The organism is Bradyrhizobium sp., from assembly GCF_016219575.1.
GTDB lineage: Bacteria > Pseudomonadota > Alphaproteobacteria > Rhizobiales > Xanthobacteraceae > Bradyrhizobium.
In genome coordinates this window covers 1-19,027 of record NZ_JACRMG010000006.1, presented here as the reverse complement: position 1 = coordinate 19,027, position 19,027 = coordinate 1, and the positions used below count along the sequence as shown (strand labels likewise).

Genomic DNA, 19,027 nt, shown 5'->3' with positions numbered 1-19,027 from the left:
ACATGTCCACGGAAGCTTCTGCCAGCAGCTCGGACTTCATCAAGAATCTGGGCAAGATGTATGGCACGTATACGGGCGGCTTTATCCTGTTCATTCTCCTGCTCGCCGCCATGGAGCAGTTCGGCGTTCCAAACAGGATTCTCGGCTACCTGTTCGTGTTCTTTACGCTCGCGGTCTACGCCATCATCGGCGTCATGACCCGGACGGCGCAGGTGTCCGAGTATTACGTCGCCGGGCGACGCGTTCCCGCCTTCTACAACGGTATGGCCACCGGCGCCGACTGGATGTCGGCGGCATCCTTTGTCGGCATGGCCGGCACCCTGTTCCTGCTCGGCTATGACGGCCTGGCGTGGGTGCTCGGCTGGACCGGCGGCTTCGTGCTGGTGTCGATCCTGATCGGACCGTACCTGCGCAAGTTCGGCGCCTACACGGTGCCCGACTTCCTGTCATTCCGGTACGGCGGCAATTTCGCCCGGTCGCTCGGCGTGATCGTGCTGGTCGCCTGCTCCTTCACCTACGTGACGGCGCAGATCTACGGCACCGGACTGATCGCCTCGCGATTCCTCGGCATGCAGTTCGAACTCGCGGTGTTCGCGGGCCTCGTCGGCATTCTGCTGTGCGCGATGCTCGGTGGCATGCGGGCGGTGACATGGACGCAGATCGCCCAATACGTCGTGTTGATCATCGCCTACCTGACCCCGATCGTGATCCTCTCCACCAAGAAATACGGGATTCCGATACCCGAGCTCACCTACGGTCAGGCGATCGCGGAAATCACCGCACGGGAACAGCAAATGGTGGCAACTGGACTGGCTACGGTCGCTGGCCTGAAGCCCCATATCTCGCCGTTCATCAATTACAGCCCGCTGAACTTCTTCGCGATCATCCTGTGCATGATGGTCGGCACGGCGTCACTGCCGCATATCCTGATGCGCTACTTCACCACCCCGTCGGTGCGTGAAGCACGCCAGTCCGTGGCGTGGTCGTTGCTGTTCATCTTCCTGCTGTACTTCTCGGCGCCGGCCTATGCGGCGTTCTCGAAGTTGGAAGTCTACACCAACATCATCGGGGCAAACGTCAGCGCGCTCAAACCCTGGATCTTCAACTGGGGAGAGTTGGGCCTGATCCAGATCTGCGGCAAGAACGCGGGAAGCATCGATGCCATCGTCGCGGCATGTAAGGCGATCGCCGGTCATCCCGGCGTCGTCAGGTTGCAGGACTTCGTGATCAATACGGACGTCATCGTGCTCTCCACCCCGGAGATCGCGGGACTTCCCTATGTGATCTCGGGTCTGGTCGCTGCCGGCGGCCTCGCTGCGGCGTTGTCGACGGCCGACGGCCTGTTGCTCGCCATCGCCAACGCGTTGTCGCACGACGTCTACTACAAGATGATCGACCCCAACGCGCCGACCATGCGCCGCCTCACCGTGGCGCGAGCCCTCCTGGTGGTCGTCGCCGTGATCTCTGCCGCGACGGCCGCGACCAAGCCTGCGGATATCCTGGCCATGGTCGGCTGGGCCTTCTCCCTGGCAATGGCCGGCAACTTCCCGGCGCTTGTCATGGGCGTCTGGTGGAAGCGGACGACGTCAACCGGCGCCATCTGCGGCATCATTGCCGGGTTCGGGCTGTGCCTGTTCTATCTGGTGGTGAGCCGCTACTTCCCCGGCGCCGGAGTGAAGTTCTTCGGCATGACGTCACTGCTCAACCCGGTGACAGGGGCGCCGCTGGTCGACGTCGCCAAGGCCATGGCGCTGCCGAACGCGATGGAAAGCTTCCCGACGCTGGCGCACCCGCTGGCCAACAAGGTCGGCTGGTTCAATCTCAACAACATCGCCTGCGGATTGTTGGGAACGCCGCTCGGCTTCGCGGTTATCTATGTCGTCAGCCTGCTCGGCAAGGAGCCGTCGAAGGAGATGCAGGACTACGTCGACGAAATCCGCAAGCCGCGGGGACGGACGGTGCTCGAAGAGAAGACGACCTGAGCGCAAGGTCTTTGCGTGGTGGCAAACGGGGCCTTTCGGGGCCCCGTTTCGTTTCAAACGGCCGACATATCGCTTGCCGAAAAACCCAGCGATTGACATCGTGAGGGCGCCGCGGAACGGCGGGTGGTGTGTCGGCACTACCGAGGGGAGAGATTCTTGGATACCGCAGCCTCGTTGACCACCTATTGGTATTTCCACCTGCCGAATTTCGTGCTGGCAGCCCTGATGTACACCATGCTCGGCCGGTTCCTGCTCGGCCTGATGGTGGATGCGGATTCGCCGAACTACATCTGGCGCGCGTTCTGCCGTCTCACCGATCCCGTGATATCGGTCATCTCGGTCGTCACCCCCAGGGTCGTGCCCCCTGCGCTGCTCTGGCTGTTCGGCTTTGTCTGGATGTTCTGGCTGCGCGTCGCCTTTCACTACACGCTGCTGCTGCTCAATCTTGCTCCCCGCGCGGCTGGAGCGGTTTCATGAACCGGCAGTTCTATTTCATCGGCATCGCCTTCTTCGGGATGATCAACGGCATCTTCAACCAGCTCGCGCTGATATTCGCGCTCCTCTATGTCAAGCCGCTGGCCGGACCGCTGCTGTTCGATAACCTCTCGCTGACCTTGATGTTCGCCTCGCTGATGGTCTCGACGGCCACGATCATCCTGGGAGGGATCCCGGCCGCCATTTACGAGAAGGTGACCGGCGCTTCCGAATCGAGCGATGTGTCGCTGTGGATCTGGCTCGCCGGGACGGCCATCGCGGCCTTGCCGGCCGCCGGTAATTTCATCCGGGTCGGCCTTTAAGACCGGCAACCGGACAGGTTGAGAGCCGTACCTGCAAGGGGTAACCTTTGCCGCCTCGATCATGGACGACCCCTTGGGGCGACCAGAGCCGAAATATGGAAGACATTCGCCGCGTTGCCTACGAGACCGTGATGCGAGCCTGCGGGTTCGGATCGCTTGCGATCTTCTGCGTGATGATCGGTCTTTCCTTCCTGCCGCGATCGGCTTTTCAGGCCGGAGGATTCCTGAGCCTGGTGATGGCTCTCGTGCTCGTCGTGAAGGCCCATGAGGCGAAGACCAAGGACCACCGCCGCATGGAGATGTGGCTGTACCTTCCGAAAGAGCTCCGGCCACCGCAGGCTCACGCGCAGCGGACGATCTCGATCGTCATGCGGGAAACCTATCTCACCTTCGCGCGCTCGAGCGCGCTCATTTCCATCATCATGTGGACCGCCGCGCTGCTGTTCTCCCTTCTTGGACTTTAGTCGAAAGCTGCATCGATCCAGGTCGGTTTTCACCATTTCAGACGTTGCAACTTTCGTTCAATGATGCCGCGAGCGCAGATCGCCGCAGCCGAGATCGCGGGCTGCCGCGCGAGGCTCATTTTTCCCGCAAAATCAGCCGTTGCCCGGCAATCGCTCGCACGAATCCGGCAGCGCTGCAGCGGCCGCGAGCCGCCAGCAAGAGCGGGCAATGGCCCAACGCCCGCCGAAAGTACTATTGGGACGCACAGTCCGAACATGTAGGGGGAGCCCGAGGATTCCTTGTGCGTCGATTTTGCACAGCGCGCAGGTTCTTAAATAACACATGGGGAGCGATCGCTAATGTCCACTATTACTACGGCTTCAGCCAAGTCGACCGGCATGGGAAAGGAGGAGCGCTTCGTCATCGTCGCTTCCTCGCTCGGCACCGTCTTCGAATGGTATGACTTCTATCTCTACGGGTCGCTCGCCGGCATCATCGGCGCGCAGTTCTTCTCGGCCTATCCGCCGGCCACTCGCGACATCTTCGCGCTGCTGGCCTTCGCCGCCGGCTTCCTGGTCCGCCCGTTCGGCGCAATCGTGTTCGGCCGCGTCGGCGACATCGTCGGCCGCAAGTACACCTTCCTCGTCACCATCCTCATCATGGGCTTGTCGACCTTCATCGTCGGCCTGCTGCCCAACGCGGCCACCATCGGCATCGCGGCCCCGATCATCCTGATCGCGCTCCGCCTGCTGCAGGGCCTCGCGCTCGGCGGTGAGTATGGCGGTGCGGCAACCTACGTCGCCGAGCATGCCCCGCAGGGCAAGCGCGGCTACTACACCTCCTTCATCCAGACCACGGCAACGCTCGGCCTGTTCATGTCGCTGCTGGTGATCCTGTTCACCCGCACCGCCATCGGCGAAAAGGACTTCGCCGACTGGGGCTGGCGCGTTCCGTTCCTGGTCTCGGTGCTGCTGCTCGGCGTCTCGGTCTGGATCCGGCTGCGGCTGAATGAATCGCCGATCTTCCAGAAGATGAAGGACGAGGGCAAGGGCTCGAAGGCGCCGCTCACCGAAGCGTTCGCCAACTGGTCCAACGCCAAGCTCGTCATCCTCGCGCTGGTCGGCGGCGTGATGGGCCAGGGCGTGGTCTGGTATACCGGCCAATTCTACGCGCTGTTCTTCCTGCAATCGATCCTCAAGGTCGACGGCTACACCGCCAATCTGCTGATCGCCTGGTCGCTGCTGTTCGGTACCGGCTTCTTCATCGTGTTCGGCGCGCTCTCCGACAAGATCGGCCGCAAGCCGATCATCCTGGCGGGCTGCCTGATCGCGGCGCTGACCTTCATCCCGATCTTCAAGATGATCTCCACCAACGCCAACCCGGCGCTGGAAAAGGCCTACGAGAACACCAAGGTCGAGGTGGTTGCCGATCCCGCAGGCTGCGGCGATCTGTTCAACCCGGTCGGCACCCGCGTGTTCAGCGCGCCTTGCGACACCGCCCGCGCCTTCCTCGCCCAGTCGTCGGTCAAGTACTCGACCGTCTACGGCGCGGCCGGCTCCGGCGTGAAGGTCAAGGTCAACGACAAGGAGATCGCCTACCCCGACGCCAAGAGCGGCAACCCGGCGATCACCGCCGCGGTCGCGGCGGCCGGCTATCCCAAGGCTGGCGACGCCGGCATCGTGAAAATGTCGAATCCGTTCGATATCTTCCGTCCGCAGGTGGCGGCCGTGATCGGCCTGCTGTTCATCCTGGTGATCTACGTCACCATGGTGTACGGGCCGATCGCCGCGATGCTGGTCGAGCTGTTCCCGACCAGGATCCGCTACACCTCGATGTCGCTGCCCTATCACATCGGCAACGGCTGGTTCGGCGGCCTGCTGCCCGCGACCTCCTTCGCGATCGTGGCATCGACCGGCGACATCTATGCGGGCCTCTGGTATCCGATCATCTTCGCATCGATCACCGCGGTCGTCGGCTTCATCTTCCTGCCGGAGACCAAGGACGTCGACATCACCAAGACCTGATGACGACGGCCTGAAGGCCAACGCCAATCGACCGGCCGCGGAGCGATCCGCGGCCGGTTCTTTTTTGCGTCCGGTCCGTCGGGCCCGGCAGCGGACCGGCGACGATATTGCCGATGCCGGAATGTTGGTGCAGCATGCCGGCGATAGCACGCGCGATGGAAATGGCGCGTTGATATCGGGTGTTGCCTCAAGAGGCCGGATCGACATGTCCAGAAGCGCCGTCATGCGCGAGGCCGCTGGCATCGCCCTGTCGATCCTGATGGTCGTCGGCGTAAGCTGCCTGATCTACCTTGCACTGCTGTTCTTCCGGATGGAGCACGTCATGCTCCTCTATCTGGTCCCGGTGCTGGTTGCCGCGCTGCGCTGGGGAACCCTTCCCGCCGTGACCGCCGCAATTGCCGGGATTGCCGCGGCCGCCTTCCTGTTCTACCCGCCGATCTACGATCTTCGCGTCAGCAATCCCGACCAGATCGTCGACCTTGTGCTGTTCGTCATCGTGGCCGTCGTGACCGGTCAGCTGGGGGTGATTGCGCGAAAGGCAAAGATGCGCGCGGAATCGGAGAACCTCCGGGAGGCATTGATCGGATCGGTCTCGCACGAATTGAGTTCGCCGCTGGCCTCGATCGTGGGCTCGGCGTCCGTTCTCGCCCAATCGCCGGCGATCAGGCAGGATAATCAACTCTCGGGGCTGGTCGCCGTCATCCGCAAGGAGTCCGAGCGGCTCAACGGCGACATCCAGAATCTGCTCGATGCGACCAAGATCACGCACGAGGGAATACGGCCGAAATGGCAATGGGTGGACCCGGAAGACATCGTCAACGGCGCATTCGCGCGGAAGCGGGAGCGCGCGGTCGAACGCCACGTGGTCTTCGCGGTCGCCGACGACCTGCCGCTCGTATATACCGATCCGACGCTTGTGGAGAGTGCGCTCGGTCAACTCATCGAAAACGCGCTCAAGTATTCCCCGCCTCACACGCCGATCACGATAAGCGCCGAGCAGGACGACGGCAGGATCGCGATCAGGATACGGGACGAGGGTGTCGGACTCACCAGGGACGAGACCGATCGCATCTTCGTGCGCTTCTACCGCAGCCCCCGCCATGCGGGCAATGTTACGGGATCCGGATTGGGGCTTTGGATCACGCGCTCGTTGATCGCCGCCTGCGGCGGCACCGTCGAAGCGTCCAGCGCCGGTCCGCAGCAAGGTACGACGATGACCCTGAAACTGCCCATCAAATCCCAACCGGGACGCGACGAGGGAGAAGATGACTGAGATACGTCCGGCTGTTCTCGTCATTGACGACGAACCCCAGATCAGGCGCTTCCTTCGGACCGGGTTCGACCTCGAAGGATTCACGGTCGTCGAAGCAGGGACTGCCGATGCCGGGATGCGCGCCGCCACGCTTCGGCAGGTGGACCTGATCGTCCTCGACCTCAATTTACCCGACATCGACGGCGCGCAAGTCGTCGAACGGGTCCGCGCATGGTCAACGGTGCCGATCATCATCCTTTCCGTCAGGGCGAGCGATGAGGACAAGGTGAGGCTGCTGGAATGCGGCGCCGACGACTACGTCGTGAAGCCGTTCAGCATGGCCGAACTGCTGGCGCGGGCAAGGGCTGCGCTTCGCCGTCAGGCGCGCGGCGCGCGGGGCGAACCAGTCGTCAACATCGGGCCGCTGTCCATCGATCTTGCAAACCGGGCGGTGTTCCTCGGCGGAAAGCGCATCGTGCTATCGCCCAAGGAGTACCAGCTTTTGCAAGTGCTGGCGCAACACGCCGGCAACGTCGTGACGCACAACATTCTCCTGAAGGAGGTCTGGGGAACGAAGCATCTGCACAACGCGCATTACCTGCGGATTCTGGTCCGCAAGCTCCGGCGCAAGATAGAGGAAGACCCCAAACGCCCGAGCCTTCTCAAGAGCGAACTCGGCGTCGGCTATCGGCTCTCCGGCATGACGGAATCGGATTGACCGAGAGCGCGGAACGATACGTCAAATGAGCCGGTTGCAATCACCCGCTCCGACACCAAACGCTAAAGGTCAACCATGAGGCAGAGCAAGGCGATCGTCCACATTGCCACGCATATCAACGCTGTCCATCGCGCGAACAGCAGATAGGTCTCGCGCATGATCGTGGAAATAGTGTCCTGTGCATCGGCGGGCGCCGGACGGCGCTCCCTGGGAAGATGTAGCCACAGCTCGGTTCGCCGGTAATCCCTGGTCCGGGCGCCGTGCGCCTTCTCGAGCAGAACGAGCGTCATCGCCATGCTCAAGAATCCGCCGGCCTGGAAAGCGGCATGCGGCACATAGGAGAGGCCGATCATGATGCAGAAAATCGCGAGCAGCGCGAGGCCGCACGCACGCTGCACCGTTTCACAGGCAAACGGGCGCACATCTTCCATGATCCGTCGCTCCATCACGGCAACACACCGCAAGCCGGCTTGCCCGCAAAACATGCACGAACCGGGCCAATAGCGACTGACAACTCCGGTTCCATCAGTTCCGCTATCCCCAATGGCAATCACGCGACGCGGTTCGCACCAGAGATTGGCCGGCAAACGCCAGGACTCCAGCCGCCGGACACCACGCTGCACTTCGCAGCGGAAGAAATTCTATCAGTTGCACGTGCAGCAAGCGGATAACTTGGATGCGCATCTCCGTAACTTCTCTGTAACTTCCACGTAAACGCAGAGCCGCATCTCCGTAAATTCTCCGTAAACAACGCGACTCCGAAAGTTCTATTGGGGACGACATCACAGCGATGTTACCGTCAATTAAAGCACCGCGGCTCAACTCGACGGAGCATCAATAAAATCCCAATCAACGATTTGCAGGGAGCGTCTTCACAATGGCCACCATGACAGCAGGGTCGGCGAAGGCAGCCGGCATGACGAAGGACGAGAAATTCGTCATCTTCGCTTCGTCGCTGGGTACAGTATTCGAATGGTATGATTTCTACCTCTACGCAACACTGGCACCGTTCTTTGCCGCGCTGTTCTTCCCGCCCGGCAACGACACAGCGGCCCTGCTCTCGGCGTTCGCAACCTACGCCGCAGGTTTCCTGGTCCGCCCCTTCGGCGCGATCATCTTCGGCCGCATCGGCGATCTCGTCGGCCGCAAGTACACCTTCCTCGTCACGATCGTGGTGATGGGCGGCGCAACGTTCCTTGTCGGCCTGTTGCCTACCTTCGCAAGCATCGGATGGACCGCGCCGGTGCTGCTGGTGACGCTCCGCCTCGCCCAGGGCCTCGCGCTCGGCGGCGAGTATGGCGGTGCTGCGACCTATGTCGCCGAACACTCGCGTCCAGACGAGCGCGGCTATACCACGAGCTACATCCAGACCACGGCGACGCTGGGCTTCTTCCTGGCCCTAGTGGTGATCGGCCTCTGCCGCACCTACATGGACGCCAAGGCATTCTCCGAATGGGGCTGGCGCATTCCGTTCTTGGTATCGGTGATCCTGCTCGGCGTCTCGGTCTGGATCCGGCTGCGCCTCAATGAATCGCCGATCTTCGCCCAGATGAAGGAAGAGGGCAAAGGCTCCAAGGCGCCCTTGACCGAAAGCTTCCTGCACTACCCCAACAACAAGTACGTGCTGCTCGCACTGCTCGGCGCGACCGCCGGCCAGGGCGTGGTGTGGTACACCGGGCAATTCTACGCCCTGTTCTTCCTCACCATCACGCTGAAGCTCGACTACATCTCGGCCTATTCGCTCATCGCGATCTCTCTGGTCATCGGCACGCCGTTCTTCATCGTCTTCGGCTGGCTGTCGGATCGGATCGGGCGGCTGAAGATCATCCTCGCAGGCTGTCTGATTGCGGCGGTTACCTATTTCCCGCTGTTCCAGGGCCTGACCCACTACGTGAATCCGGATCTCGAAGCCTTCGCGACGAAGAATCCGATCACGGTGACGGCGGATCAATCGACCTGCAACTTCCACATCTTCGTGGGACCGTGGTCGAACTTCACCCAGTGCGACCGTGCCCAGGACTTCCTGACCAAGTCGGGCCTCTCGTTCAAGACCGTCAACGCGCCCGGCTCTAAGTCGGTCGACATGACGCTGGGAACGACCAAGGTCGAGGGTTGGGACAACGCCAAGTGGACGGCCGCGCTCAAGAGCGCCGGCTATTCCGCGACGGCCGACAAGGCCAAGGTCAACTGGTTCATGGCCGAGCTGATCCTCATCATCATGGTGATCTACGTGACGATGGTATACGGGCCAATCGCGGCATTCCTGGTCGAGATGTTCCCGACCAAGATACGATACACGTCGATGTCGCTGCCCTATCACATCGGCAATGGCTGGTTTGGCGGCATGCTGCCGTTGCTGGCTACCGCAATCGTGGCGGCTTCGGGCGATATCTATGCCGGCCTCTGGTATCCGATCGGCGTAGCCGTGTTGACGCTTGTCGTCGGCCTGATCTTCCTGAAGGACACCAAGGGCGTCGATATCACCACCAGTTCGGGCGTGAGCATCCAACGGACCTAGGCTGTCGGTTTCTCACCTCTTGCCGGCCGCGGAGCGATACGCGGCCGGCTTTTTCATTCCCGCTTGCCGGTCAAGCCTCGACCGATCCCATGAACTGCAGCACGACCTCGCGCCGGTGCGGGCGCGCGCGATGCTCGGCGACATAGATCCCCTGCCAGGTGCCGAGCGCCATTTCGCCGTCCAGCACCGGAATCTGCAGCGAGGTCGCCGTCAGCATGGTCTTGATATGCGCCGGCATGTCGTCGGGCCCCTCGGTATCGTGCACCCATCCGGCATTCTCGGGCGCAAGCCGGTTCAGCGCCGTGGTCAGATCCTTGAGCACCGAGGGATCGGCATTCTCCTGGATCGTCAGCGACGCCGAGGTGTGGCGGATGAACAGCGTCACTGCGCCCTCACGCGCGCCGGCCTCGTGCAGGAATTTTTCGACCTCGCCTGTAATGTCGATGAAGCCGGTTCCCCTCGTCTCCACCGCGAGCCGGGATGAAACGATCGTGCCCGCGCTGGCCGATGGCGCCGAGCGCGACAGCGAAGCGGGCCGCATCAAATCTTGCCCCCGGAGACGTCCTTCTGGATGCGGTTGGCCATTTCGATCAGCCGCCGCCAGGCGCGTTCCAGGAACGACATCATGCGGTCCATGTCGCGGTCGCTCGGCAGCGGGATTTCGAGCTTGCGCTCGCCCTCGGCGACCTTCGGCTCGGGCTTTCTGAGCGAGTCCGATTTCGGCAGCGCTTCCTCGCTCTTGCCGGCCACGGTGCCGTCGCGCTGGGCAAGCTGGCCCTTGAGCTTCTCGTTCTCGGCCTGCAGCCGGCCGATCTCCGCATCCAGTGCCGCGCGCTCGTCCGGCACGGCATAGCAGGCCCAGCCTGTGCCGGAATTGGTGCAGGTCGAGACCGTGCCGGTCTTGGTGTCGAGCCGGAGCACGCCGCCGTCGCCGGCCGGCGACAGCGCATAGCGTCCGTTCTCGGTGTCGGGCTTCGATTGCGCGAACGCAGTGCCGCTGACGACGAGGAATGCCGCCGCTGCCATCGAGGATTTCCAAGGCGACGTCGCTATGCGCATGGGCTTGCTCCGCCTCAACGTGAACCTGACCTGCCCCCTCACACCTGTGAGCTATAGGCCTTGCGACCGGACTTCAATGCGTCCGCCAGCAATTCGATGCGGTCCTGTCCCCAGAATACTTCGCCGTCGAGCACATAGACCGGTGAGCCGAACACATCGGAGGCGATGGCATCCTGCCGGTTCTGCTCATAGACGGCGCCGATCGCTTCCGAGGCGGAGCGCTCCGCGAGCTTCTTCCCCGGCAATCCCGCTGCATCGGCGACCTTCGCAATCGTCTCGGGATCGGCCATGTTGAGCTGATCCTCCCACACCGCCGCAAAGGCGCGCCGCATGTATTTGTCGGGATCGAGCCCGGCTTCGACCGCCGCGATGACGACGCCATCGGCAAGCCGTGCGTTGAACGGCCAGTTCTTCGGCTGCAGGTGGAATGTGAGCCCGCGCTTGTCGCGCCAGCGCTGCAATTCGACCATCCGGTAACGCTGCCGCACCGGGTGGCGCTTCATCAGCGGCAGGCCGCCGGTTTCGGAGAACAGGTCCACCAGCACCACGGGCTTGAGATTTACCTTGAGATCGTAGGTACTTACGACCTTGCGAAAGGGACCATGCCCGATGTAGGCCCAGGGAGATTGAAACGAGAAATAGTAGTCTACCTGGCGCGGCATGAAGTCCCTCGAAAACCGTGACGCGGAATGCCTGGCCGCATCCCAACAGACCGGCCGGACCGCTGCAACACGCATCCCCGTTATGCCGGCTGCTGCAGTGCGGCGACCGCTCCACAGGCAGCGCGCCTTCGAGGAAATAATGCGAGTAAAATCATTGTCTTAAACGGTTATTACGCAATCTTGACTTGCTAAGACGCGGTCAGTATGGTCCGCGCGGCTTTTGAGGGTGGCGGCGTAATTTCCATCTACTGCAGCATCGTTTAGTGTACGGCCGATGGCCAAAAACACCGACGACAAAGCGAGTGGAAATCCAACGTCTTCCGAAGAGGCCGCGCTTTCCGCAAGGCTCGGAAGTCTGGACCAGCGGTTGTCCGAAATTCGCGGCAACCGCAAAATCGAGACTGATCAATCCGGAACCGAAAGCGGAAACAGTGCAGCCAGAGCATCGGCCATGGCGCGCGGTTTCCAGCTTTCCTCGGAGCTGATCGCGGGCGTTGTCGTCGGGGCAGCGATTGGCTGGGGATTCGACAAGTTGCTGTCGACTTCGCCGTTCGGTCTCATCGTGTTCTTTCTGCTCGGCTTCGTCGCCGGCGTAGTCAACGTGGTGAGGTCGGCGCGCATGACCCCGGGCAACCGCTGAGCGCTGGCGGAAGTCAGGACATTTGAAATTCGATTGCCGGCAGGAGCCGGCAGACCAAGGCCCGCGCGGATGAAAATCGACCCGATTCATCAGTTCAACATCGAGCCCATCATCACGCTTGGCCAGATCGGCAAGCACACGATCGCCATCACCAATTCCACCGTCTACATGTTCGTGGCCGTGGGCATCATCGGCCTCCTGATGCTGGCGAGCGGCCGGCAGCTGATCCCCGGGCGGATGCAGTCGATCGCCGAAATCTCCTACGAGTTCGTCGCCTCCACGATCCGCTCCACCGCCGGCCCGGAGGGCATGAAGTTCTTCCCGCTGATCTTCTCGCTCTTCATGTTCATCTGCATCTCGAACCTGGTGGGTATCGTCCCCTACACCTTCACGGTCTCGAGCCACATCATCGTCACCGCGGCGCTGGCGCTCCTGGTGTTCTTCACCGTCCTGATCTACGGCGTCTACAAGAACGGACTGAAGTTCTTCTCGATCTTCATGCCGAAGGGCGTTCCCGGCTACATCCTGCCGCTGGTGATGTTCATCGAGATCCTCTCCTTCTTGCTGCGCCCGGTCTCGCACAGCGTGCGTCTGTTCGCCAACATGCTGGCCGGCCACATCGCGCTGAAGGTGTTCGCGGGCTTCGTCGGAATGCTCGGCGTCTCGCTTGGCGCCATCGGCTGGATCGGCGGCGTGATGCCGCTGGCCCTGACGGTCGCGCTCACCGCGCTCGAACTCCTGGTCGCATTCCTGCAGGCATATGTTTTCGCGATCCTCACCTGCATCTATCTCAACGACGCCATTCATCCGGGACACTAAGCGGTCCGGGGAATTTCCACCCTCACCTTTACTTTCTCTCAAGGAGCTAGACATGGAAGCGGCAGCAGCAAAACTTATCGGCGCGGGCATCGCGTGCATCGGCATGGGCGGTGCGGGCGTCGGCGTGGGCATCATCTTCGGCAACTATCTTGCCGCAGCGGTGCGCAACCCCTCGGCCGCTCAGGGCCAGTTCGGCAACCTGATCTTCGGCTTCGCCGTGACCGAAGCGCTCGGCATCTTCTCGCTGCTGATCGCGCTGCTCCTGCTGTTCGTTCCGCTCTGAGCGGCAACTCCTCGCGCCGCCTGCCAAGGGCGGCGCGCATGACAGCAACAGGAGTACTCCATGGCCAGCGATGCAAAAGGCCAGAAGACCGGGGCGCACACCGAGGCTGACGGCGGTCATCACGGCGGCGGTTTTCCGCCGTTCGAGTCGACCTATTTCGCCTCGCAGCTGCTGTCGCTCGCCATCGCCTTTGTCGCGCTCTATATCATCGTGTCGCGCTTCGCGCTGCCCAAGGTCGGCGGCGTGATCGAGGCGCGTGCGAACGCAATCGAGGGCGATCTGGCGCAAGCGCAGAAGCTGAAGGACGAGTCCGACACGGCGCTGAAGGCCTATGAAGCCGAACTGGCAGCGGCGCGCTCCCGCGCGCAGGCGATCGGCAATGAAACCCGCGAGAAGCTCAATGCCTCCGCGGAAGCCGAGCGCAAGGCTCTGGAAGAGAAGCTCGCGGGCAAGCTTGCCGACGCCGAGAAGCAGATCGCGGCGACGCGAACCACGGCGATGGGCAATGTGCGCAGCATCGCAGCCGACGCGGTCGGTGCCATCGTGCAGCGCCTCACCGGCGCTGCACCGGATGCGGCTGCAGTCACCAAGGCCGTCGACGCCTCGTTGAAGGGATAAGCGATGTTCACCCAACCGGAAACCTGGGTCGCGATAGCCTTCTTCATCCTGATGGCGGTGTTTGCCTGGCTCGGCATCCACCGCACCGTGCTGACGGCGCTCGACCACCGCGCCCAGCGCATCAAGGCGGAGCTCGACGACGCCCGCCGCCTGAAGGACGAAGCCGCCCAGTTGCTCGCCGAATACCAGGCGCGCCGCGCCACCGCGGAGCGCGAGGCGCAGGAAATCGTCACCAACGCCAGGGCCGAAGCCGAGCGCATCGCGGCCGAGGGCAGGACGCGGATGGAGGACTTCGTCGCCCGCCGCACCAAGACGGCCGAGAACAAGATCGCTCTCGCCGAAGCCCAGGCGCTGGCCGACGTCCGCGCCGCGGCGGCGGAAGCGGCGGTAGCGGCCGCCTCGACCGTGCTGTCGCAGTCGGTGAAGGGTTCTGTCGCGGACGACCTGCTGGCCAAGGGCATTGCCGAAGTGAAGGCGAAGCTGAACTGACGGTCTGATCAATCTCGACACCAAAGCCGGCGGCAACGCCGGCTTTTTTGTTGGCTATTTCTTCTTGGGCTTGGCCTTCGGCTCGGGCTTCAGCGACTGCGGGTCGAAGCCGACATAGAAGACGTAGCTGTCGGCAGCCGCGCCCTGCGGCGCCGGATAGACCAGATCCTCGGCGACCAGCACGAAGGGGACACTGGCGTCTTCCGTCATCGACACCGTGGTCTGGTAGGCCTTGGTGGCGATCACCTTCTCGCCGATGCCGGCCTGCACCACGGCGACGCGCACCGGCACCTGCACGCTCGGCGGCGCGCCGGCGGGCCCGGCGATCACGCGGCCCTGGATGCCGATCTTCGCCGTGATCTCGCCGCCATTGATGGTGCACTCGCGCGCGATCTTGGTGATGGTGGCCTGATAGCGCAAATCGTTGCCGACGGCTTCCTTGCCGGGCGCGCCCACCTTAAAGGTGGAGGCGCCGGCGCGCACGGTGACCGGCGGGCAGGTGAGATCGCTCTCGCCGGTCGCCTCGGGCTGCGCACCGGAAGCGGGCTTCTGCTCGGAGCTGCCGCCGCCGAACAGGCCCTTGAAACGGTCGGTGAGCGACTGCGCGTCCGCCGGTGCCGCGGCGAGGCTCAAGCCGACGGCGATCACGGCTGCAGCACCAAGCGCCCGGCCGATCACAGGTTTGTCACCCATGGATATCCCTAGCATCAACGTCCCCCCCGGGACGGGCTTATAGCAAGGCAATGGCGGCGAACCCAAGGCACGGCGCATGCGCATGAATTCACGCTTTGGTTTTATGGCAGGCATGGACCCTCACCTTTGGGCATGATCCTTTCCGGGATCATGCCTACCCCCTGAAATCCTCGTGCAGCAGGCCGAACAGCAGGTGGTCCTGCCAGACGCCGTTGATGCAGAGGTAGCGCCGCGCCAGCCCCTCGCGGGCAAAACCGCATTTCTCCAGCACCCGGATCGAGGGCGCGTTAGTTGGGATGCAGGCGGCCTCGATGCGGTGCAGATTGAGCTCGCCGAACAGCGTCGGCAACAGCACCCGCAGCGCCGTGGTCATGTATCCGCGATGCGCATGGGCCTCGCCCATCCAGTAGCCGATGGTGCCAGCCTGCACGATTCCGCGCCGGACATTGGCGAGCGTCACCCCGCCGATCATGGCGCCGTCGGCCTCGCGGAAGATGATGAAGGGGTAGCTGCGGTCGGCCGCGATATCCTCGGCATAGCGCCGCAGCCGGCGCCGGAAGCCCGCGCGGGTCAGGTCGTCGGAGGGCCAGATCGGCTCCCATGGCGTGAGATAGGCGCGGCTCGATTCGCGCAAATGCGACCATTGCGGAAAGTCGGACATCTGCGGTGCGCGCAGCAGGAGGCCATTGCCGCGCGGGATCAGCGCAGCCGGCCCGCTGGATGGCAATCGAAACAGCGCCATGGCCAACCTCCCCGTCGATGGCAATATCCCCGCGCCTCAGTGCAACAGGGTCTTTGCCTTCGACCGCGTCAATCCTTCCGCAAAAGCCACCGCCGTGTCCAGACCCCTGCCGCCGCCGAGTGCGACCACCGCGGGCCGGCTGCGCGACAGCAAGCCCTGGGCCGCCTTGCGGGTGGATTCGACGCTGACCGCATCGATCCGGGCCACCAGCTCGTCCACCGCCAGCGGACGGCCATAGGCCAGCACATGGCGGGCCAGTTGCTCGGCGCGGGAGGAGCAGCTTTCCAGCGCCATCAGCAGCCCCGCCTTCATCTGCGCCTTGGCGCGGGCCACCTCGGCCTCGGAGAGCGTCGCAGCCGCCTCGTTGATGACGTCGACGATCACCTCCATCATTTCCGGCGCATCGGCCGGATCGGTGCCGGTGTAGAGCCCGAACAGGCCAGTGTCGGCATAGGGCGCGTGGAAGGTGTAGATCGAGTAGCACAGCCCGCGCTTCTCGCGCACCTCCTGGAACAGCCGGGACGACATGCCGCCGCCCAGCGTGTTGGTGAACACCTGCAGCGAGTAGAGCGACAGGTCGCTCTGCGGCACGCCCTCCAGCGCCAGCGTCAGATGCGCCTGCTCGAGGTCGCGGTGCACCACGCGCGAGCCGCCCTTGCCGAACATCGCCACTTGCGGCTTCGGCGCCGGCGTCGCCTCGAAGCTTGCGAATTTCTGCGCGACCTCGTCGACCACGCGACGGTGATCGACCGCGCCTGCCGCGGACACCACCATGTCGGGGCCGCGATAATGCGTCGAGAGATAATTGCGCAGCATGTCGCGGCTGAACGATTTCAGCGTCTTCGCCGTGCCGAGCAGCGAGCGACCCATCGGCTGTTCGGGAAAGCAGAGCTCGTTGAGGTGCTCGAACACGACGTCGTCGGGCGTATCTTGGGCGGCGCCGATCTCCTGCACGATCACGCTCTTCTCGCGCTCGAGCTCGTCGGGCACGAAGGCGGGATTGGCCAGGATGTCGGAGAGCACGTCGAGCGCCAGCGGCACATCGGCCCTCATCACCCGCGCGTAATAGGCGGTCGTCTCGGTCGAGGTGCCGGCGTTGAGGTCGCCGCCGACCGCCTCGATCTCCTCCACGATCTCGCGCGCGTTGCGCTTCGTGGTGCCCTTGAAAGCCATGTGCTCGAGCAGATGCGAGATGCCGTGCTCGTTCGGCTTCTCGTCGCGGCCGCCGACGCCGGCCCAGACGCCGAGCGCGGCCGTCTCCAGATGCGGCATGGTGTCGGTGATGACGGTGAGGCCGGACGGGAGCTTTGAGATCTCGACGCTCATCCGGCCACTCCCTGCTTGGCGGCGCGGCTAACCGACGATATGAAGCGCTCGACCTCGGCGGAATCGTTCTTCATCACCTTGATCTGCTCGGGTTTGCTCATCAGCCCGTCGAGCCAGGCCGGCAGTTGCGGACGCACGCCGCAGGCCGCCTCCACCGCATCGGGGAATTTTGCGGCATGCGCGGTCGACAGCACGATATTGGGTATCCGGGAATCCGAGGTGTCGCGGTCCGCCACGGCCAGCGCCACCGCGGTGTGGGGATCGACGAGATCGCCGGCCTCGCGCCAGGCGGCGCGGATCGCGGCCGCAGTCTCGGTTTCGTCGGCACGGCCCGCATCGAACTCTTCGCGGATCGCCGCCAGCATGGCGTCGGGCAGCACGAAGCGGCCGGACTGCTTCAGCGAGGCCATCAGGCGGCGCACGGTCTCGGCGTCGCGCTTGCAGGCCTCGAACAGCAGCCGCTCGAAATTCGAGGACACCTGGATGTCCATCGACGGCGAGGCGGTGGCGTGCACGTCGCGCACTTCATAGATGCCGGTCTTCAGCGTGCGCGGCAGGATGTCGTTGACGTTCGCCGCAATGCGCAGCCAGCGCACCGTCAGGCCCATGCGCTTGGCGACGTAGCCGGCGAAAATGTCGCCGAAATTGCCGGTCGGCACGGTGAAATCGACGGTGCGTGCGGGCGCGCCGAGCGCCACCGCCGAGGTGAAGTAGTAGACGACTTGCGCCACGATGCGCGCCCAGTTGATCGAGTTGACGCCGGACAGCGCGACCGCGTCGCGGAACTTGTGATGGTTGAACAGCGCCTTCACGATCGCCTGGCAATCGTCGAAGGTCCCCTCGATAGCGAGCGCATGCACATTGGCGGCGCCCGATGTCGTCATCATCCGCCGCTGCACCTCGGAGATGCGCCCGTTGGGGAACAGCACGACGAGGTCGACATTGTCGAGGCCGGCAAAGGCGTCGACCGCGGCACCGCCGGTATCGCCTGACGTTGCGACCACGATGGTGGTGCGCTGCGCACGTTGCGCCAACACGTGATCCATCAGCCGCGAGATCAGCTGCATCGCCACGTCCTTGAAGGCGAGCGTCGGGCCGTGGAACAGCTCCAGCAAGAACTGGTTCGGGCCGATCTGATCGAGCGGCACCACCGCGGGATGGCGGAAGGTGGCGTAGGCTTCATTGGCCATGCGGCCGAGATCGGCATCGGAGATTTCGCCGGCCACAAAAGGCTTGATGACGTCGACGGCGACTTCCCAATAGGGCCGGCCGAAGAAGCCCGCGATGGTCTCCTGCGAGAAAAGCGGCCAGACCTCGGGCACGTAGAGGCCGCCGTCGCGGGCAAGCCCGGTCAGCATCACATCGCAAAAGCCCAATACCGGAGCCTCGCCCCGGGTCGAAATATACCGCGTCAAGCTGCCCTCCAAAGGCCCAGGAAACAACATAAGCCTTTGAGATTGTTATAGTAATATGCGTCGCCGCAAGCGAACGAAGCGGGCACCATAATGGGTTTTCCTGCGCCGGGAAATGCCGGGGTTGGACAAAAGATCGGCTTGGCCGGGAACCGCGGGGTGGGCAGCACCGTCACTGCGAGCCAACGGGTCGCGCGAACGCGCGCCCGATGACGGGCTCCACTAAGCAATCCATCTATCCACGAATCGATGCATGGATTGCTTCCGCCTTCGCGCTGCGAGCTACGGCGGACTCCCAGTCCGGCGCGGCTTGCGCAGCAAGCGTAGACGGGTCGTCGCTGACGCTCCTTGAATGGCGGGGAAAGACATGCGTCCTCATTCTCACGGCGCGATTTTCGCCTGAGCTTTGCATCTCGTTGGCCCTCTCTCTGACTGAGGGCGCAGGGAAAGCCGGGTGCCGGCGGCACCCGCATCGCCGTGTGCGATCTGTAGCGAAAGAAAATGCACACGGGTTTGACAGGTACAGCCGAGACATCCCGGCTTTCCCCG

Annotated in this window: 21 protein-coding genes; 13 read left to right on the top strand and 8 right to left on the bottom strand. The window is 63.5% G+C overall.

The window, feature by feature from the left end:
- Positions 1-2 precede the first annotated feature (2 nt).
- From HZB49_RS03635 to HZB49_RS03605, 7 genes are all read left to right on the top strand, one after another.
- The gene (locus HZB49_RS03635; protein WP_291609127.1) at positions 3-1,982 is read left to right on the top strand and encodes a sodium:solute symporter family protein; all 1,980 of its coding nucleotides are present in this window, start codon (positions 3-5) and stop codon (positions 1,980-1,982) included.
- 156 nt (positions 1,983-2,138) lie between these two features.
- Positions 2,139-2,459, top strand: coding sequence for a hypothetical protein (locus tag HZB49_RS03630; protein ID WP_291609126.1), 321 nt, complete (start codon positions 2,139-2,141; stop codon positions 2,457-2,459).
- Complete coding sequence (locus HZB49_RS03625; protein ID WP_291609125.1) at positions 2,456-2,779, top strand: hypothetical protein; 324 nt, start codon at positions 2,456-2,458, stop codon at positions 2,777-2,779. Before HZB49_RS03630 ends, HZB49_RS03625 begins: the two co-directional genes overlap by 4 nt.
- A gap of 95 nt (positions 2,780-2,874) precedes the next feature.
- Positions 2,875-3,243 (top strand): hypothetical protein, encoded by a 369-nt coding sequence (locus HZB49_RS03620; protein WP_291609124.1) that lies wholly within the window; start codon positions 2,875-2,877, stop codon positions 3,241-3,243.
- A gap of 378 nt (positions 3,244-3,621) precedes the next feature.
- Positions 3,622-5,247 carry an MFS transporter gene (locus tag HZB49_RS03615; RefSeq protein WP_291609242.1) on the top strand — a complete coding sequence of 542 codons (1,626 nt, stop codon included), beginning with the start codon at positions 3,622-3,624 and terminating at the stop codon, positions 5,245-5,247.
- 223 nt (positions 5,248-5,470) lie between these two features.
- A complete protein-coding gene (locus HZB49_RS03610) occupies positions 5,471-6,520 on the top strand; it encodes an ATP-binding protein (RefSeq protein WP_291609123.1) in 1,050 nt (349 codons plus the stop codon).
- A complete protein-coding gene (locus HZB49_RS03605; protein ID WP_291609122.1) occupies positions 6,513-7,217 on the top strand; it encodes a response regulator transcription factor in 705 nt (234 codons plus the stop codon). The genes HZB49_RS03610 and HZB49_RS03605 overlap by 8 nt, the downstream gene beginning before the upstream one ends.
- A gap of 62 nt (positions 7,218-7,279) precedes the next feature.
- On the opposite strand, the gene HZB49_RS03600 is transcribed toward HZB49_RS03605, so the two are convergent.
- Positions 7,280-7,648 carry a hypothetical protein gene (locus tag HZB49_RS03600; protein ID WP_291609121.1) on the bottom strand — a complete coding sequence of 123 codons (369 nt, stop codon included), beginning with the start codon at positions 7,646-7,648 and terminating at the stop codon, positions 7,280-7,282.
- Positions 7,649-8,094: 446 nt separating this feature from the next.
- On the opposite strand from HZB49_RS03600, the gene HZB49_RS03595 reads away from it, so the two are divergent.
- A complete protein-coding gene (locus tag HZB49_RS03595) occupies positions 8,095-9,735 on the top strand; it encodes an MFS transporter (protein ID WP_291609120.1) in 1,641 nt (546 codons plus the stop codon).
- Positions 9,736-9,805: 70 nt separating this feature from the next.
- Here the strand turns inward: HZB49_RS03595 and HZB49_RS03590 are convergent, their stop codons facing one another.
- Genes HZB49_RS03590 through HZB49_RS03580 form a run of 3 tightly spaced genes read right to left on the bottom strand, consistent with a single transcriptional unit; the run spans position 9,806 to position 11,456 of the window.
- Positions 9,806-10,276 (bottom strand): secondary thiamine-phosphate synthase enzyme YjbQ, encoded by a 471-nt coding sequence (locus HZB49_RS03590; protein ID WP_291609119.1) that lies wholly within the window; start codon positions 10,274-10,276, stop codon positions 9,806-9,808.
- Positions 10,276-10,794 carry a hypothetical protein gene (locus tag HZB49_RS03585; RefSeq protein WP_291609118.1) on the bottom strand — a complete coding sequence of 173 codons (519 nt, stop codon included), beginning with the start codon at positions 10,792-10,794 and terminating at the stop codon, positions 10,276-10,278. Before HZB49_RS03585 ends, HZB49_RS03590 begins: the two co-directional genes overlap by 1 nt.
- A 38-nt stretch (positions 10,795-10,832) precedes the next feature.
- Complete coding sequence (locus HZB49_RS03580; protein WP_291609117.1) at positions 10,833-11,456, bottom strand: 2-hydroxychromene-2-carboxylate isomerase; 624 nt, start codon at positions 11,454-11,456, stop codon at positions 10,833-10,835.
- 274 nt (positions 11,457-11,730) lie between these two features.
- Here HZB49_RS03580 and HZB49_RS03575 point away from each other — a divergent pair, with 274 nt between their 5' ends.
- From HZB49_RS03575 to HZB49_RS03555, 5 genes are all read left to right on the top strand, one after another.
- On the top strand, positions 11,731-12,096 hold the full coding sequence (locus HZB49_RS03575) for an AtpZ/AtpI family protein (protein ID WP_291609116.1): 366 nt from the start codon (positions 11,731-11,733) through the stop codon (positions 12,094-12,096).
- 69 nt (positions 12,097-12,165) lie between these two features.
- Positions 12,166-12,915, top strand: coding sequence for a F0F1 ATP synthase subunit A (locus tag HZB49_RS03570; protein ID WP_291609115.1), 750 nt, complete (start codon positions 12,166-12,168; stop codon positions 12,913-12,915).
- A 52-nt stretch (positions 12,916-12,967) separates the two neighbouring features.
- Positions 12,968-13,198: a F0F1 ATP synthase subunit C gene (locus tag HZB49_RS03565; RefSeq protein ID WP_291602905.1), complete on the top strand. Its 231-nt coding sequence runs from the start codon at positions 12,968-12,970 to the stop codon at positions 13,196-13,198.
- Between the two features lie 60 nt (positions 13,199-13,258).
- A complete protein-coding gene (locus tag HZB49_RS03560) occupies positions 13,259-13,816 on the top strand; it encodes a F0F1 ATP synthase subunit B (protein ID WP_291609114.1) in 558 nt (185 codons plus the stop codon).
- 3 nt (positions 13,817-13,819) lie between these two features.
- On the top strand, positions 13,820-14,305 hold the full coding sequence (locus tag HZB49_RS03555; protein WP_291609113.1) for an ATP F0F1 synthase subunit B: 486 nt from the start codon (positions 13,820-13,822) through the stop codon (positions 14,303-14,305).
- 54 nt (positions 14,306-14,359) lie between these two features.
- On the opposite strand, the gene HZB49_RS03550 is transcribed toward HZB49_RS03555, so the two are convergent.
- The 4 genes from HZB49_RS03550 to thrC form a co-directional block, all read right to left on the bottom strand.
- Positions 14,360-14,998, bottom strand: coding sequence for a hypothetical protein (locus HZB49_RS03550; RefSeq protein WP_291609111.1), 639 nt, complete (start codon positions 14,996-14,998; stop codon positions 14,360-14,362).
- A 154-nt stretch (positions 14,999-15,152) separates the two neighbouring features.
- Positions 15,153-15,740, bottom strand: a complete 588-nt coding sequence (locus HZB49_RS03545; protein WP_291609110.1) for a GNAT family protein — start codon at positions 15,738-15,740, stop codon at positions 15,153-15,155.
- A gap of 36 nt (positions 15,741-15,776) precedes the next feature.
- The gene (locus HZB49_RS03540) at positions 15,777-17,066 is read right to left on the bottom strand and encodes a pitrilysin family protein (RefSeq protein ID WP_291609109.1); all 1,290 of its coding nucleotides are present in this window, start codon (positions 17,064-17,066) and stop codon (positions 15,777-15,779) included.
- Positions 17,063-18,481: a threonine synthase gene (gene thrC / locus HZB49_RS03535; protein WP_291609108.1), complete on the bottom strand. Its 1,419-nt coding sequence runs from the start codon at positions 18,479-18,481 to the stop codon at positions 17,063-17,065. Before thrC ends, HZB49_RS03540 begins: the two co-directional genes overlap by 4 nt.
- Positions 18,482-19,027: the final 546 nt, after the last annotated feature.